The 16,420-nt window shown below is 46.3% G+C and carries 17 protein-coding genes and 1 pseudogene; 5 read left to right on the forward strand and 13 right to left on the reverse strand.

The features are described from left to right. Positions 1–15: 15 nt before the first annotated feature. Genes PHG53_07695 through PHG53_07705 form a run of 3 tightly spaced genes read right to left on the reverse strand, consistent with a single transcriptional unit; the run spans position 16 to position 2,372 of the window. On the reverse strand, positions 16–1,065 hold the full coding sequence (locus tag PHG53_07695) for a hypothetical protein (protein MDD5381501.1): 1,050 nt from the start codon (positions 1,063–1,065) through the stop codon (positions 16–18). Positions 1,066–1,082: 17 nt separating this feature from the next. Beyond that, a complete protein-coding gene (gene amrA, locus PHG53_07700; protein MDD5381502.1) occupies positions 1,083–1,643 on the reverse strand; it encodes an AmmeMemoRadiSam system protein A in 561 nt (186 codons plus the stop codon). Between the two features lie 3 nt (positions 1,644–1,646). Then, positions 1,647–2,372 carry a hypothetical protein gene (locus tag PHG53_07705; protein MDD5381503.1) on the reverse strand — a complete coding sequence of 242 codons (726 nt, stop codon included), beginning with the start codon at positions 2,370–2,372 and terminating at the stop codon, positions 1,647–1,649. 30 nt (positions 2,373–2,402) lie between these two features. Between PHG53_07705 and ispE the strand changes: the two genes are divergently transcribed. Beyond that, positions 2,403–3,305, forward strand: a complete 903-nt coding sequence (gene ispE / locus PHG53_07710; protein MDD5381504.1) for a 4-(cytidine 5'-diphospho)-2-C-methyl-D-erythritol kinase — start codon at positions 2,403–2,405, stop codon at positions 3,303–3,305. 37 nt (positions 3,306–3,342) lie between these two features. Then, a pseudogene (locus PHG53_07715) lies at positions 3,343–3,729 on the forward strand (SpoVG family protein). 75 nt (positions 3,730–3,804) lie between these two features. Here PHG53_07715 and PHG53_07720 read toward each other — a convergent pair. Next, positions 3,805–4,071: a flagellar biosynthesis anti-sigma factor FlgM gene (locus tag PHG53_07720; protein ID MDD5381505.1), complete on the reverse strand. Its 267-nt coding sequence runs from the start codon at positions 4,069–4,071 to the stop codon at positions 3,805–3,807. 1,037 nt (positions 4,072–5,108) lie between these two features. Here PHG53_07720 and tcmP point away from each other — a divergent pair. From tcmP to PHG53_07735, 3 genes are all read left to right on the forward strand, one after another. Then, positions 5,109–6,212: a three-Cys-motif partner protein TcmP gene (gene tcmP / locus PHG53_07725; protein ID MDD5381506.1), complete on the forward strand. Its 1,104-nt coding sequence runs from the start codon at positions 5,109–5,111 to the stop codon at positions 6,210–6,212. Further along, positions 6,206–6,937: a phage Gp37/Gp68 family protein gene (locus tag PHG53_07730; GenBank protein MDD5381507.1), complete on the forward strand. Its 732-nt coding sequence runs from the start codon at positions 6,206–6,208 to the stop codon at positions 6,935–6,937. Before tcmP ends, PHG53_07730 begins: the two co-directional genes overlap by 7 nt. A 271-nt stretch (positions 6,938–7,208) precedes the next feature. Continuing rightward, on the forward strand, positions 7,209–7,646 hold the full coding sequence (locus PHG53_07735; protein MDD5381508.1) for a hypothetical protein: 438 nt from the start codon (positions 7,209–7,211) through the stop codon (positions 7,644–7,646). 102 nt (positions 7,647–7,748) lie between these two features. On the opposite strand, the gene PHG53_07740 is transcribed toward PHG53_07735, so the two are convergent. The 9 genes from PHG53_07740 to gspE are packed head-to-tail and all read right to left on the reverse strand — an operon-like array spanning position 7,749 to position 16,419. Next, a complete protein-coding gene (locus tag PHG53_07740; protein MDD5381509.1) occupies positions 7,749–8,249 on the reverse strand; it encodes a hypothetical protein in 501 nt (166 codons plus the stop codon). Positions 8,250–8,265: 16 nt separating this feature from the next. Next, entirely contained in the window at positions 8,266–9,699 is a 1,434-nt protein-coding gene (locus tag PHG53_07745) for a hypothetical protein (GenBank protein ID MDD5381510.1), read from the reverse strand. Positions 9,700–9,727: 28 nt separating this feature from the next. Next, entirely contained in the window at positions 9,728–11,029 is a 1,302-nt protein-coding gene (locus PHG53_07750; GenBank protein ID MDD5381511.1) for a type II secretion system protein GspK, read from the reverse strand. Continuing rightward, positions 11,029–11,748, reverse strand: a complete 720-nt coding sequence (locus tag PHG53_07755; GenBank protein ID MDD5381512.1) for a prepilin-type N-terminal cleavage/methylation domain-containing protein — start codon at positions 11,746–11,748, stop codon at positions 11,029–11,031. Before PHG53_07755 ends, PHG53_07750 begins: the two co-directional genes overlap by 1 nt. 22 nt (positions 11,749–11,770) lie before the next feature. After that, positions 11,771–12,430, reverse strand: a complete 660-nt coding sequence (locus tag PHG53_07760) for a type II secretion system protein (GenBank protein MDD5381513.1) — start codon at positions 12,428–12,430, stop codon at positions 11,771–11,773. Next, positions 12,414–13,016, reverse strand: coding sequence for a prepilin-type N-terminal cleavage/methylation domain-containing protein (locus tag PHG53_07765; protein MDD5381514.1), 603 nt, complete (start codon positions 13,014–13,016; stop codon positions 12,414–12,416). The genes PHG53_07760 and PHG53_07765 overlap by 17 nt, the downstream gene beginning before the upstream one ends. Continuing rightward, complete coding sequence (gene gspG / locus PHG53_07770) at positions 12,985–13,425, reverse strand: type II secretion system major pseudopilin GspG (GenBank protein MDD5381515.1); 441 nt, start codon at positions 13,423–13,425, stop codon at positions 12,985–12,987. The genes PHG53_07765 and gspG overlap by 32 nt, the downstream gene beginning before the upstream one ends. Before the next feature lie 54 nt (positions 13,426–13,479). Beyond that, positions 13,480–14,697, reverse strand: a complete 1,218-nt coding sequence (locus PHG53_07775) for a type II secretion system F family protein (protein MDD5381516.1) — start codon at positions 14,695–14,697, stop codon at positions 13,480–13,482. Positions 14,698–14,709: 12 nt separating this feature from the next. Continuing rightward, a complete protein-coding gene (gene gspE, locus PHG53_07780; GenBank protein ID MDD5381517.1) occupies positions 14,710–16,419 on the reverse strand; it encodes a type II secretion system ATPase GspE in 1,710 nt (569 codons plus the stop codon). Position 16,420 lies beyond the last annotated feature (1 nt).

A 16,420-nucleotide genomic window follows, 5' to 3' on the forward strand; every position in this document is an offset into this window, starting at 1 on the left:
TTTCCCCTCCACGCGTTATTTTTGGAAGTGCACGTGGTAAACTATCTTCCTGCAAAACAATTGATACTCTTTGTCGATTTGGTCTAAATCATCGCTTATATAATACTCGAACAGCCTTGTGCCGATGACACGGTTCCACCAGACAGTCTGCGGGATGTTTCTGTCCTCCGCGATTTTTTTGCCCCCTTCTTCAAACGGCCATTTGCCCTCCAGGCCGTCTTCGAGCAGCCGATGATATTTGCCGAGCCGTTTTCCATACCCATCTTCCCGCAAAAACCGCACCAGCGCATATGACTGGCTGTAAAAAGCCATCACCTTATCGTCACCGGCGACAAGCGCTTCGCCGGGATTCATAGCTATCAGTTCCCGCAGCGGTATCATCTGGTTTTTTATAATCGCTATTTTCAATGAACCTAATCGGCTCAAATTTTGAACCGGCTCAAAATTAAAAAAGCCCCGTTCAAACCTGCTGGTCTCAAAGAGCATTGCGATACCTTCGTCAAGCCAGCTCGGAAGACGGAACTTAAAATGCTTCTTGTTGAACTGATGCCAGCCCTCATGGCCAAGTGCGGAAAAAGTCCGCTCTCTGCCGATATTATACGCCACGCAGGCGTCATTCAGATAATACGCACCAGATTTTATTTTGCAGTACAGCGGCGCCTGCGGACCGGTGAAGGCCTTCGTAAAATCTTCCCACTGTTTGCGCTCGCCAAAAAGATAGATGGTAAACTTGGTCTTCGTCTCAACCGGCTCAGGCAGCTGGCCGTTATAGCCGCGATACGCCGATTCCATAAACCCCGGAACCTGCGTAAGCATCAAAGGTTCCAGAAGCGTGGTAAAAACTTCATAATGAGCGGTAGTAAGTTTCAGTCCCGGTCCGTATTCATTTTGCCAAACCTCAACGGATTCCATCGTCGGCAAACGCTGCTTGTGTAAATACTCAATCATCCCGGCAGGTGTATCTATTCGCTGAATTTTGGAACTGTCAGTTTTAGCCCAACTTTCAAGACAGCCGACAACAAAAACAACCCCCACTATGCAAATCAGCACCACTTTCCTCGTCATAATCAGGTCTCTTCTCCTCAGATTTTCTCGAACTCTGCCCCGAACACATCAGCAGTAAATAGATAAACCTCTGTTTCAGGCTCTTTCCACGCATCGGCGGGCAGACCCGCCTTATGTGTACAACAATACGATAGAAATTGCTTTTTGTTCCAGCCGGTTTCGGTCGCAACCTGAGGCAGAAAGCAGCCCGAAGTACATCCTCTTTTGATATAGATGCCGTCAACTCCGAGACGCAGACTCAACGGGTCATCCGTTTTTTGCAGCGGCGAGAGCACCGAGATTTCAACATCAAGCTGTTCCAATTCATCGGCGGTAATGGGGTCAGAAAAAAAACGCGGGTCGCCGGTCGCCGATGCCCTTGCCATTTCAACCACCAACTCAATCAAAGGCCTGTCAGAGGTAAATTGCCCGATACAGCCCCGCAGCTGCTCCCCGTTTTTCAACGTTACAAAACAGCCACAAGGGGCATTGAGTTCGGCATCGTCCGATTTTGGTTTTGGCACCGCCCCGCCGGTTAATATGGCCTTTACCGCGTCGCAGGCGGTTTTAAGAAGCGTTTGTTTCTGTGCATCGTTCACTTTTCAGCCCATAAATATATGGCCAAGTTTTTTCATTACATAGGCAAGCAGTGCAAGCAGCATGATAACAACAACGGTTGCGATGTTGAAATACTTTTCTATCAGGCGACGCGCCCTTTCCCCGAGGAAATAGAAAAGAACACCTTCAGAGCCAAACCTCATAGTGCGAAAAACGATGCTGATGAGAATAAATTTCACTATGGAAACACCAGCCATACCGCCCAGCCAGCTAAAAAGCATATATGGCACGGGCGTGAGAGCGGCGATTGCAATGGCCCAAAAATCGTATTTCTGATAAAGCTCCAGCGCGAGCCTGGCAAGGTTTCCCAAATCTATATGAAGCAGTCCGAAGGTAACACGGGTGAAAAAAGGCGTGAGCCATTCACAGAACTGGATGACCCTCTCGCCGCCGATTGCAAGCCCGAGGGCAAATGCTATCGTGCCGCCGATTATGGAGACAATTGAGCAGAGAAACCCATACCTTAACGCGTGCTTCGGCTTTCCGAGACAAAGCCCAACGACCATTATATCGGCTGGTATCGGTACGCAGATCGGCTCGGTTATCGCCAGTATAATCAATGCCAGCACGCCGTAGCGTGTATCCGCCCAGTGAACAACCCAGTTATATAAGTGCTTGTGCCAGTGCCACCACGCAACAGGTTTGCTTTGATTCGGCTGCTCTTTAATATCATTCATTCTGTCTTCGGCTGCAATTTTTGCAACAAGCATAAGAATAACCTGCTATAATGTCAACCAATTATGCTGAATAGAGACCAATTTGACACCATCGGCAACGGCTTATTAGTCCGAGCACCGGCGAAAATCAATCTTTCACTACTGATAGCCGGTAAACGGCCGGACGGCTTCCACGAAATAGAAACCATAATGGCTAAGGTCAACTTCTATGACGAAATCCTTATCCAGCAAGGCCGAAAAACCGGCATCGAACTCACCTGCACCGGCCCCCAATGGGCTCCCGAGGGAGAAGAAAACCTCGTCCACAAAGCCGCCAAAATGCTGCTTGAAAGTTGCGGCCAAAATGCCGACATCAAAATCTCCCTGACAAAAAATATCCCTGCAGGCTCAGGACTTGGCTCCGCCAGCAGTGATGCGGCGGCAACCCTTTTAGGCATAAACAGATACCTCGATTTGCAAATTCCCGCCGCCGAACTTGCCAAACTCGCCGCCCAATTAGGCAGCGATGTGGCCTTCTTTTTGGATGGGCCATTGGCATTTTGTACCGGAAAAGGCGAAAAAATTAAAAAATTAGACGAAAATTTCAATTTCCTGGCCCTGGTGGTACTTCCTGACGTAAGTGCTTTTACGAAAGAGGTTTACGCTAATTATACGCATAATCCGGCCATCTATAACGAGCTCCATACCGAAATAAAAGCCCTTTTGGGAAAAAACAGGATTGATTTAGTCCAGAAAGTGTGCGCAAATATGCTACAGATGAGCTGTTTTAGTTTATACAAAGAACTTGCTGACTTGAAAGCTAAAATAGAATCGTTGGGCGTCAGGCCGCTGTGCCTGAGCGGAAGTGGTTCTGCTATGTTTCACATTATCGACAACGGCGACATTGAAAACGGGCGGGCAATCCAAAACACTCTTGAAAAACAAACCGGTTGCAAAAGCGTTATCGTGAGCAACAACAACTGGTAAACGCGTGGGGATAAGACTTTTAAGCGAGGCAAAGAATATGCAAATCACTGAAGTCAGAGTCAAACTGGTGGAGAACAAAGATGATAGGTTAAAAGCTTTTTGCTCAGTAACGATGGACAATGAATTTGTAATCCGCGACATCAAAATCATTGAGGGCACCGGCGGCTATTTCGTAGCTATGCCCTCCCGCAAAATGAGCGACCACTGTGAGAAATGCGGAGGCAAAAACCATCTCAGGGCCAAATTCTGCAACAATTGCGGAGGGACCCTCTCGGAAAACCGCGCAAAAAAGGATATCAAAGGCAGAATGAAGCTGCACGCCGACATCGCCCACCCCATCAACGCAGAGTGCAGACGAAAAATCCAGGAAAAAGTTACAGCCGCTTTCGAAGAAGAACTGGAAAGATCGAAACAGCCGGGTTATAAACCGCAGGAAATGGATGAACCCGATGATGAAGTGCCGGAAGTAATCTAAGTAACTGCTTATGCACCTCTGTCTTTAGGCGGTAAGGTCTTCGAGAACCTTGTCGAGGGCAACTTCCAGCCGCTCATTAAGGCTGTATTTACCGTTACTTAGCTGCTGGCGGAGGTCGAGAACTTTCTCTTTGCGGACTTCCGGCAGTGTTGCAATCTTCTTTAACACCTGGCCGATAGGCGTAGTATTGATATTCTCAAGTATCTGCTCCATAAGCAAATCCTGCTCCGCAACCAGATTTTCCTTGGCAGATTGGTCTTCAAAACTGTTATTATAGTCAAATCTTGGCATTTAATTACCTTATACACTTGTTTTCAGGCGGAAAAATCCATATTTTCGCCTGAAAGCTGATAGCTACTATATGTTGTATGCTCCCGGAATCCCTTCGAGGCATTAACAGCCTTCACAGTATTGGTATCGACAGAAGGATAAGAAAAACTTTAAAAAAGTTTAGGAGTTACCTAACCGGTTGAAAAGCATAAAGTTATGCTAATTCGAGAAGAAAAGCTGATTATTAATATCAAAAACCGCGATTTAAAAAAGAGGGTTTTTTCACATTATCGGGGTGAAACTGGGTAAACTGGGTAACATACAATATATAGTGATAGCCAAAAGTTAAAATGACCGCTTTTTTATCGGATATTTGAGGATTTAGTCGTTAATCTCTCGTCACTCGGGGTTGGCAAGATGGAAAATTTAGGTAAATAGGGTAAGGAAAAATAGTGCTAAAACGTGGTAGAAAATGGTAAAAAATGAGATAAATTGCAAAAATATGATGAGTTTATGTGTGGATGGGTGAATGGGTGAATGGGTGAATGGGTGAATGGGTGAATGGGTGAAAGCATATCTCGCCGGAGAAATCCGCCAGAGGTGGATAAATTTTTTGAGTGCAGGTTTGCCTAAATTGACACCGCTGAGGCGCAGAGAGCAGAGAGTATATTAGTATGTGCGTATATGCGTATATACTAATGTCGTGACTAAACAATCTGAGGGTTTAAAAATGAGGGATTTGAAATTGGGTTTCCTGTTCCCGGTCCCCGGCCAAAGACATGCTGGGGCAGGCAAGAGAGCAACCTCCGGGGATCTGCGCTATGCTGCGACGGGAAAATTTGGCGTCCGCCTGTCTTTTTATCAATGCACGAAAAAACATAGGGAATAAATAGGGACAGCAACCGTTTTTGGTGTGCAAGTTGCCTAAGTTAGCAATCTTTTAGACATTGACAGGGAATAAAAGTGGGGTAGAATGGAGAGAGCGACAGCGGAGAATAAGCATCGCGGGATTAGTCGCTTTTGGGCACAAATTTGCACATATAGTTAGATTATAAAAAATGAGCGCAAAAGATTTACACAATGAATCATTTACCGAAGAAACAATTACCAAATTAGAGATTTTTGAAAAATATTTAGAATCGTGGCTTCCAGTCGCTATCCAATCCCCTTCTATCAAAGAAATAAACATTTGCGATTTCTTTGCTGGTGCCGGCAAAGATGTTGATGGCATAAAAGGTACTCCATTAAGAATAATCGATGTTATTAAGAAGTTTAAAAATAGTATTATAGAAAATGAGTTGCGAATACATATTTTATATAATGATGACAAACGAGTAAAATGCGAACAGCTCAGAGATTTAATTGAGCAGGAGCAAAAAAGCACGGGTGATTTAGATAATTATTTAGAAATTGAATTTTTCAATCAAGACTTCAAAGAACTTTTTAATAGCAAAAAAACTTTATTAAAAAACAATTTCAACTTGTTCTTTCTCGACCAATCTGGGGTTAAGCAAATCACAGAAGACATATTCTTGGAGTTGGCGAATTTTCCCACAACCGACTTTATATTTTTTGTTTCTTCGTCGTATTTCAAGAGATTTGCCTCTGACCCGAGTTTTCAAAAGCATTTCCCGGATATTAATTTGCAAGATATCTCTATGGCGAAACAAACGGAAATGCACAAACTGATTCTTCAATACTACAGAGGCAAAATACCGAGCGGGAGCGAGGTAAAACTTTATCCATTTACAATTAAAAAAGGGGCAAATGTATATGGTCTGATTTTCGGAACAAAACATCCTCTTGGAGTTGATAAGTTTCTGAAGATAGCTTGGAAGAAAAACGCACTTAATGGAGTTGCTAATTTCGATATTGATGATGACTGGCAAGCAAAGCAAATGGTTTTATTCGGACAAAAGAAATTGTCGAAGATAGAAAAGTATGAGCATGAATTAGAAAAATATATACTGTCTAAAAAGGAAATCTCAAATATCGAATTATTCGATTATACTCTTGAAAATGGTCATATTGGAGCACACACCGTAGAAGTTTTAAAAAGATTAAAGAAAAATAATAAAATAGAGTATGAGGGTCATCCGTGTATAAGTTATGATAAGTGTTATAAGGAAAGGAAGCCGAATCGCTTTAAGATAAAATCATGAAGAAAAGTAAAATTGAATGGACAGAATCGACGTGGAATCCTGTTACGGGATGCTCGGAAATTAGCGCAGGGTGCAAAAACTGCTATGCCAAGAGAATGGCTCTAAGATTGCAAGCGATGGGTCAGCCGAATTACCGCAACGGCTTTAGAGTAACCTGTCATTCAAAATCGCTCGATTTACCATTAAGCTGGAAAAAACCTCAGATGATCTTTGTAAATTCCATGAGCGACCTTTTTCATGTTAAAGTTCCCTGTGAATTTATATCTAAAATTTTCGATGTTATGAGCCGGACACAGCAGCACATTTATCAATTCTTAACCAAAAGAGCTGAACGGCTGGCGGAGTTATCAGATTTAATGCCGTGGTCAAAAAACGTATGGGCGGGAGTTACGGTAGAGGCAACAGAATATAAATACAGGATAGAACTTTTACGACAAACAAAAGCTAATATTAAATTTTTATCTTTAGAACCTTTGCTGGAAGATCTCGGGAAATTAGAATTGACCGGGGTTGACTGGGTCATAACAGGCGGAGAATCTGGGCCTGGCGCAAGACCAATAAATGCGGATTGGGTCAGAAATATCAGAGAACAGTGCATAGAGCAAAATGTCCCATTTTTCTTTAAACAATGGGGTGGAATAAATAAGAAGAAAAATGGCAGATTATTAGATGGTCAAACATGGGATGAGATGCCTAAAAAAGCAGTTGAAGTTCTGTGCGCATAAATGTGAGTTGGAATCTACAATAACACTCCAATAAATCCTTGTAAAAAATCTTGCACAGTGTTTACGAGGGGTGTTGGTAAAAATCAATCAAAATCGCAGGTAGCTGGACAGCAAAAAGGGGGAATTTGCCAAGAAACGAAGCGGAGAGGATGAGGGACGAGGGACGATTGAGGACGGTCGATGCGGCGGTTGGGGGAATTTACTTGATTTTTGGGGACAGGCGCGGTATAATTATGCCGTTTTAGATGTGCGATAATGCGGGAGCCAAGTTATGAAAAAACTTGTGTTTTTACTCGTGTTTCTTTTTCCTGCCGCAATAGCACTGGCTAATCCGAGAGCTAATCCTTTTCCCATGGATTGGCTTAAATCCACCATTTTTTACGGTTCATGCTTTGGTGTGGAAGTGCTTCTGGTCGCAACCATATTATTCTTCTGCCATATGTCGATAGTACCGCTGCTGATTACCTTATTTATAGGCAACCTTTTGATATACTTTTTTATATTCCAGCCCGTCCTTGAGGCGACAGAGAATGTTCTTGTCTCGGAGGCGGTGATAGTTTTTGTCGATGGTGTTTTCATTAAAATACTAAGCTTGTTCGACGCCTTTCAACTGGATGATTTCAAGGGATTGAAATGGATAACCGCATTTATAATCGCGGCGGCAGGCAATCTTCTTTCATACTATTCCGGCATAGTCATCGGAGGGTAAATTGACTCCGGATCCCCGACAGAAAAGCAAGTAAGCATGGGTCCCCTGTTCTCGGCCAAGGGAGCAGCGCTCGGGGATTTTCGCTGCGCTACGAGACGCAGCTCAATAATAATACTTGAAATCGAGGTCGATGTCCCAGGTGTCTGGCAGGCCTTTCTTTTTGGTCAGTTTGACCTGCGAACACTGGAGATTGGCCCAGCGAATCTGGACCGTGGAAAGGAATTTGGCGAATTTGGTTATGTCAATGCCCTTGAGAGTGACCTTGGCACTTTGGCTTTTCTGGCCCGCGGTGGTCAGCATTACTCCGGAACTAAGCCTGTAACCGGACGGCGGGATTCCGCATAAAGCGGCTGTTTTATCCATGGCATTGGCGTAATCAAATTCAGCGGCGGGGTTATTGGCGTCGGCGAATTTGACCCTGTCAGGGTCGAGAGCCAAAATCTCGGTCATTATGTTCTGGCCCTTGTCGTATTGCGATTTTTCAACCTCCCATTTATGCTCGGCGGCAGGCAAAGATACGCCCCAAATAAGCAACGGCCACAAGGCCGCCAAGGCAGGGGCGAGTATATAATACAGAGCCGGATTCTTGAAAATATCTTTCATAGTAACTTATCCTTGTCTACTTCTTAGGTTCAACAGTTATGCTGAAATTATCCCGGCCTCCTTTGGCATCGAGGTTCTGCTGCGTTATGTCCAGGCTGCTTTGCCTGATTGCATCGAACAGCTTGAGCGTGTTTCCCCGGCTGGCGGTATCGCCTGTAATACGAATGGTTTTGGCGGCAATGGTAATCGAATCTACATTTAAGTTAGTCTGCTCGGCGCATTTGTTAAAGGCCTCGAGCACGAGGGTCAGTTTAGCGGATATGGCCTCTTCGCCTGTAACGCTTAACAGGCCTTTCCTGACATTTTCGATGCGTCTTAATTCGCCCTCGAGTTTTTTTACAGGGCTGGTTTTGTCCGGCGGCTTTTTGCCGAACATAACAGCGGCGTATTGTTTTTCGAATTTCTTATAGAGCTGATTGCGGTAACTATTCTGCTGCCACAACTGCATCTGGAAATACAATCCCGCGGCGAGCATAAGAACGACCGCGGATATGCTCGAAACTTTCATTGCTTTCTGCAGGCGGACTTTTTTGCCCTGATAGGGGGAAAAATCGCTGCGGAAATTTACGCTATGGGCTTTTTCCAAATGGGACAAAGCGGCGCCATAAGCAATCACAAAACCAACGGGGCCGGCGCAATCGGCCAAGGCCTCCGGGGCGGTCGCGGCAGCGGCAATCAAATCTATCGGGCTGACCTCGATGGTGAGCCGATTGCTAAGCTGCGGGCAATCCACGGAGCCGGTGGAATCGAAAACTTTGACGCTGTTTACCGGCTTATCGCCCGAAAGTAAAGCGGCGGTCATCGGGACTTCTCTGGCGAGCAGGTCGTTTCTATTCTGTCCGGACCTGACGAGGAACGTCCGCATAGCCAGCGCTGCCCGCGATTGCGAAAAGGCCAAAAAGTAGCCACTCGAATCTGAAAGGACGCAGAAAAGAGGGTGCGAATCCGGAGGCAAGGACAGGGTCTGCGAAATAAATCTCGAAAGGCAATTAACATCTGGTTCAATGGTTACGGGGTCGATGTTATTAGTCTGCAAAGCAGTGAGAATATCAGACAATTGCTTCTTCTTGGCGGTGAAGACGGTCAGCGACGAGCCGGCGGGACTATCTGAAGTTACTTTGAAAGCTATCGCAAGGTCGGTTATGTCCATACCGAGAACTTCTTCGGCGTCGAACCTGATGGTCGCAGCGATTTGCTTAGGGTCGTTAAACTTACTGCGGACGCTATGCTGCATAAATATCGAACAGTCCAGAGCGACAGCGGCCTCGGAGAATTTCCATTCCCTTTTGGTACAGCCCTCGGTGATGAGTCGGGCCAACTCCTGCGGCGTCTGCTGCTGCGTTTCTTCGACAGCAACACTGAAGCAGCCTAAGACGGCTCTGCCGCTGAGACAAACAACGGTCGCAGAGCTTTTGCTTAAATAAATCCCTAAATAGTTCTGAGTTTCCACTTCGAGCAAACTCCTAAAAGCCGGCCTTTCAGCCGGAGATTACGGCGATTTTTTCCAACTTTTTGCCTTGTTTTGTTATAGCTATAACGGTCGACGCTTCCGCCACTCCGCTTACCACGGTTATTCTAACAGTGAAAAACGTGCTGGCTGTTGTGATATATTTCTCACATTTTCCTATCGAATCGGAGTACCTAAAAAGCGTCCTTTTCAAATCTTCTATATCGGTAAAAGGTTTTATTCGTCTACGCTGTATAATTTCTTCGGCGATTTTATCAGCATCACCGCCGAAAGTAAAAGCAACTTCGAGCACCTGCCGAGGGGCGGTATTAATATTGACCCTGTTCGAAGCCCACAAACCCATATATTTCAGGGCCGATTCTTTTCTGTTCTCACTTAGTATTGTCGGCATAGCAAGGGTTTCAGTATCAATTAATGAACTATGAAAAATTTTCGCAAAATCGGCACTGTGGACGGAGGCGGGCGCGGTAGTTGTCCGGACTGTCCGCCTTTGGACGGTTCTTCTACCTTTACGTCCTGTTGACGATACTGTTCTCCTCTCCTCGCTTATTGTTACCGGTTCAAAGTCAAGTTTGAACGTTTTTATTTTACCTATCTCCTTCAGCTCCTTTTTTAGCGAATCAACCCTGACACTATTGACATCCATCCACTCGCAGAAAGTTTCGAACCCCGCTGAGGCTTCGCGATGGACTCTTTCTTCTCCTTCATCGGCAAGCAGCATCCAGCCGAGGGGATATTTCGCATTTTCATCTTCAATTTCAATTCTGACTTTGGCAGAACCAATCTCGAATTCAAGCGGCTCGAACACGAACGGCCAAGGCGGACCATACGGGCCGCGCACTATCAGCAAATTAGGGTCATTAAAATCGGTGACACCACTAGTATCATCAGCTTCACTGACGTCGTTGATGTCGTTGATGTCGTTGATATCCTTGATGTCACGCTTATCATCGAAGCTCTTGGCTCTGCTGTAAGTCTCGCCTTCGGCAGCAAACTCTGCCAAAAGTTCCTTGTATTCAACCTCGCTAAGGGTAAATAAATCCGAAAAATCCGGCTCATTCGGACGTTCAATCAATTGCGGCATATTAACATCCTGCAATTCAGCAAGTGCATACCGCGCCGCCGAGTTACAACCGTAGCGGGCAGCCTGATAATCTACGATATACTGCTCGCGATGCCGCTGGGCGGCAAGGCGGCTGCTCAAGGTATAACCAAGCGCCGAAAGCATAACCAGCAGCACTAATGTCACCAAAAGCACGATGCCGGGGCGATTTCGACGGTCGCTGCAATTATTTAGGCTTTTGTTCCACATCACCTTTTTTTCTCTTCACCTTCTTTTTTTGCAAATACGAATTTGTTCGCCCTGGTTCGGTCAATCGCCATATTTCTTACGATTTTTTCATTCTCCGGTATATCGAGGACGCCGGTCAGGGTCTTAAACGGCTCGGCAAAAGAAATAGTTACCACAATGCCGGGAGGCAACGAATCGCTCGTCCAGTCATCCTTAAGTTCTTCACCAACGGGGACCTGTATCTTAAAAAAAGTAACGCCGGTGCAAATCGGCACAAAGAGCTCTCTCTCCCAATCTTCCTTCTGCTCGTCAAGCAGCTTATCTTCCATCGCAATTCCACTATGACTGCGATATAAGACAAGACCGTTAGCATCGTTATCATAGTTTGTCTGCCAAACGATTTCTTCAAATGTTCGTTTTTGGTTTCTGTCGTTATAAATAGTCTTTAAAATCGTAAGGCGGGCGGTCGAGAAACCGTTTTCAAATTTATTCTCCACAGTAATTTTCGTATCGGACGGCGCAGCTGTCCTGTCGAGGTCTTCGGTAATGCGCTGCAGAACTTCGAAGGGCAGCCTGGAACTATCAAGCTTGCGCGTAATCGCAGCGGCGCTGGTTTCCGCCCGGTTGTAAATACCCAGGACCGCGACTAAAACCATCGCCCCTATCGCCATCGCCACAAGCACCTCAGCCAGCGAAAAACCGCTGCGACGACCGTATATTTTATAAGAAATAATCTTCATACCAATGAAAACGAATTTATTATCAGGGACACTCTTTCAAGTATCTAATAATCTCCTCAGTGGTCGGCCTGCCGGGAGTAGCGGCCTTCATAAGACACCTAACACTTTCACAGAAAGGCAAGGTGTCACAATCCACATCCGACTCGGACAGCGACTCGTTAAGCTCGGCTTTCAACAAGTTCGGATCGAACGGTTCATTTGGCTCGCTTATATCGTTCGGCTCATTCAACTCAGACAGCCCAGATATCTTTTGTTTAAGCATTTCAAGCAATTGCTCCTTCGTCAAACTGGTTAACCAGTGCGTCAGCTCAATCGTCTGCGCCTCGCCTTCCACATCAGTATATTCAGCAGAGCAAATTCCTCTGACCCATAACTGCTCCTGGCCCATTACCGCCGGTTCATAAAACATCTCAACGGCAGTCTGCCATTTAATTTCTGGATACTTGTCGCTGCTGCCATACTCAACCGTCTCCTCAACCGCATCCTTGGACAAAAGGGTTTCCATATTATCTCGCGCGACCTCAAAGGCCTGCATACGCAGCGACGAATCTGCGGCCGAGGCCATACAGCGGTTTATAACAACCAGCACACTCGAACTGATAAGCGCGAGTATAATCAAAGCAGTGACAACTTCCACCAGACTAAAAGCCGGTAATAAAATTTGTTTAGAACGGCACTTCATCTTGTCTTTTCGGCATTAAAGGTTCGACATCTCCTTCCCGCAATATAACAATTCTGCTCAGGCGGTTAACTACTACCGAATACGGCTGTTCGTCCCCATCGAGCAGAACAATCTTTCCGCCGGCCTGCCAACCTGTGCGACCTGCGCGAAAAAACGCCTTTTGATGCTCTTCGTCGGTGCTGACAAGGTCGTCGAACAGAACAGAAACAATCCTGCAATTCGCACCAAAATTATTTTTTACGATAATCTCTTCCTCCAGAACATCCGACGGCAACTGGGGCGAAGTAATCTGGCGAAGCGTATAGCTCTGCTCTGTAATGTCAATAATAACTTCGTATCTTTTATCGCTTTCAGCCGCGGCGCTGGCAGCCATCTGCATTGTCGAGACAAGCTCACCGGCCTGAACCTTAAAGGTACTTTTTCTAAGCCACCCTGAAAGATTCGTAACTGCTAAAAGCACAAACAGAGAAATTATCAAAACCACCACCACCAGCTCAGTAAACGTAAAGCCGCGTCTGGTATTACGTATTGTGTATTGCCCGCGCAGGGCGCAATCAGTATGCATCAGTGCTGTACAAGTCGGCATCGTTATCCTCACCACCCTCTTCACCATCAGCACCCAGACTTTTGATTACAAACGACTTTCCGCTTTCCGGGGAGAGCTCATAAATAAAATCATAGCCCCAGCCGTCTCTGGGTAATTCAGTGGTTTCCAAATAACCGCCCGGCTCGTACCTTATAACATCGCTCGGCTGCTCAACAAGCGCCATAAGCCCTTCCTCTTCGGTTGGAAGCCGGCCGGTGTCCATTTTGAATTGAGTTACCGCGTTATGAAGAATTTTTAAATTGGCCTTTGTGGTTGTAACACGTGCCTGGTCTATCTTCGTCGCCACTTTTGTAACTACCAAAGTGGCAAGCAAACCGATGATAATCAGCATAGCCATCAGTTCAATCATCGTAAAACCTAATCTATTTTTTCTTTTTCTTTTTTTCATCTTTCTACAATGCTCCTAAAATAAATTCCCAGTTAGAGGGAACTTGCAACAGTGTTAAAATTTACCCGCCGAAACTTCCAGAATCGGCAGTATTGTCGCATAAGCAATCAAACCTATTATTGCAGCCATAACAATTATAATAAGCGGCTCAACCGCGGCGCTCAATCTCTCAATAACCACATCAGTTGAAGATTCGAGGTTTTCACTGATATCCTTAAGCATTTTTTCCAACTCGCCGCTTTTTTCTCCGACAGCCACCATATGAGCAATCGCAGGGTCGATGACGCCGCTGTCTCTGAGCGGGGTAGCAATATCAGCACCGGCAAGAATCCTCTCACGTGCCTGCTGAACGGCGCCTCTCATAATACTGTTGCCGGTAACCTCCGACACAACCCGAAGAGACTCAGCCATAGCAAGTCCCGAGCCAAGAAGCGTCGAAAGTGTCGAGGCAAAACGTGAGACAACGCGCTGTTTTACAAGAGGACCAAACAAAGGCAGGGACAGCAGGAGTTTATCCCGCAGTAAAGCACCCCGCTGTGTTTTCAGAAAACGCTTCAGGCCCCAGATGATTCCAACAACCACGGCAATCACAACAAACAGCCACCAACTCGTCAATATATAGCTTACACCCATCAAGCCCCTGGTAACCAGGGGCAGCTCCTGCCCTGTTCTTGCAATCTGCTCGGCAATTTTCGGGATAACCGTTGTTGTCAAAACCAGAACAGCCGCAATACAAAACAAAATCAGGACAATCGGATATATCATCGCCGTCATTACCTTCGATTCGACCTTCTGCCGCTTCTCCATAAACTTGGCAATGGTCGAAAGACTCTGGCCAAGAGAGCCGGTCACCTCGCCAACGCGAACCATACTTACATATATAACATCAAAATAATCGCTATAATCGCCCAAGGCATCGGCGAAAGATTCACCCGTGATAACCCGGTCGCGAATGTCGGTAATAGCGTTTTTGAACCGCACATCGGATATTTGCAAAGTAAGAACAGAAAGCGCTTCGGTCAGCTTAATTCCAGAATTAAGCAGTGTGGTCATTTGCTTGGTAAAATCAAGTATCCTGCTTTTGCTGCTTCCGGCGAAAACGGAAAACAGCGCCGCTCTTTTCTCGGAAGCAGAGCCGGCCTCTGTGATTGAAGTCGGGTGAACGCTTCGCACCCTCAACTGTTTTCGCGCAGCATAGGGGCTTTCGGCGGTGATTGCGCCTTTGACTTTTTTGCCGTTTGCCGACACTGCTGTATATTCATACCTCGGCATTGCCTGTGTCCTCTAAATCACGTCTGACTGTGTCACCCTCAAGACTTCAGCAATAGTTGTTATCCCGGCGAGAACCTTTCGAGTGCCATCCATTCGCAGGGTTTGCAGTCCCGCGTTAATGGCGACCTTCTTTATAGCACCGGCGGTTTCCTTTTTGTATATCATTTCCTGAATTTCCTCATTAATCATCATCAGCTCGTAGACACCGGTTCTGCCGCGATAGCCGGTTTGAAAACACTTATCACAACCCTTTCCGATAAAGAATTTTGCGCCGTTGCGATCACTTATATTACCAAGACCAAGCTCTCTGAGCTCATGGGGTTTAGGCTCATGCTGCTCTTTACAGTCCGGGCACACTTTCCGCACCAATCGCTGCGCTATTATGGCAATCAACGATGAGCTTGCCAGATAAGGTTCAACGCCCAAGTCTAAAAGGCGGCTGACGGCACCAGCAGAATCATTAGTGTGAACCGTACTGAAAACCAAATGCCCAGTCAGGGAAGATTGTATCGCCATTCTCGCTGTTTCGACATCACGAACTTCGCCGACCATTATAACATCGGGGTCCTGACGAAGGACGTGCCTAAGCGACGTGACAAAAGTCATACCTTTTTTACTGGCAACCTGAATCTGACTGATTCCTTCCAATTGATATTCAATAGGGTCTTCTATGGTTATAACATTTTTCTCCGCCGAATTAATCCTGTTAAGACAGGCGTAAAGAGTGGTGCTTTTTCCGCTGCCGGTGGGGCCTGTTACGAAAATAACGCCGTGCGAACGGGTCAGCAGCGAATCGAACTTTTTCAAATCGTCTTCACACAGGCCCAGCTCATCCAATTTAAAAAGGCCGGTGCTTTTGTCCAACAGCCGGAGGACGCTGCGCTCACCGAAGCTGGTCGGCACGGTGCTGATACGCAAATCGATTTCGCGCTCGCCCAGACGGACACTGCAGCGGCCATCCTGAGGCATACGGCGTTCGGCAATATCCATTCCAGCCATCACTTTTATACGGGATATAATCAGCGGCAGGACATTTCTGTTCAAGCTCAAAACATCATATAAAATACCGTCGATGCGGTAACGAATCTGAATCTTTGCCTCGTAAGGGTGAACGTGGATATCGCTGGCCCGCAACTGCAGCGCGCGAAAAAGAATATCATTAACCAGCCTGATAACCGGCGGACGATTAACCACGTCAAGAAGGTCATCGGAAGTGCCCACTTCGTCGATAAGCTGGTCGATATTCTGCGAATCAAGCTCCTCGGCCACCTCTTCAATGACAGTTGTCTTCTGCTCGTAGGCAACATCTATCGCGGCGGTAATTGCAGCACGGGTGGCAACCGCAGGCCTGACGGGCATGCCCGTCATCTTCGAAACATTATCCAGGACATCAGAATCCAAGGGTTTGGACAAAACTACGGTAAGCTCTTTGTCGTCGGCCTTCGTTCTTATCCCGACAAGATAATGCTGCTGGGCGTAGGTCGCAGGGATGGATTCTATGAATTCGGCCAGCACAGCCTTTGCGGATACCTCATCTAAAAATTCCCACCCAAGGGCAGCGGCAAAGAGCTTCAAAACCGCCGACTCTGTAAAATACGGACAGCCGAGCAAAAGCTCATCGAGCCGGGATTTTCCGTCGCTGTTGGCTTTGAGAAACTCGGCCAATTGCTCAGCGTCAATGAGACCCGTCCGCTTGGCAGTTTGTATCAATAATTCCTTCATA

This window comes from Phycisphaerae bacterium (assembly GCA_028714855.1).
Taxonomy (GTDB): Bacteria; Planctomycetota; Phycisphaerae; order Sedimentisphaerales; family Anaerobacaceae; genus CAIYOL01.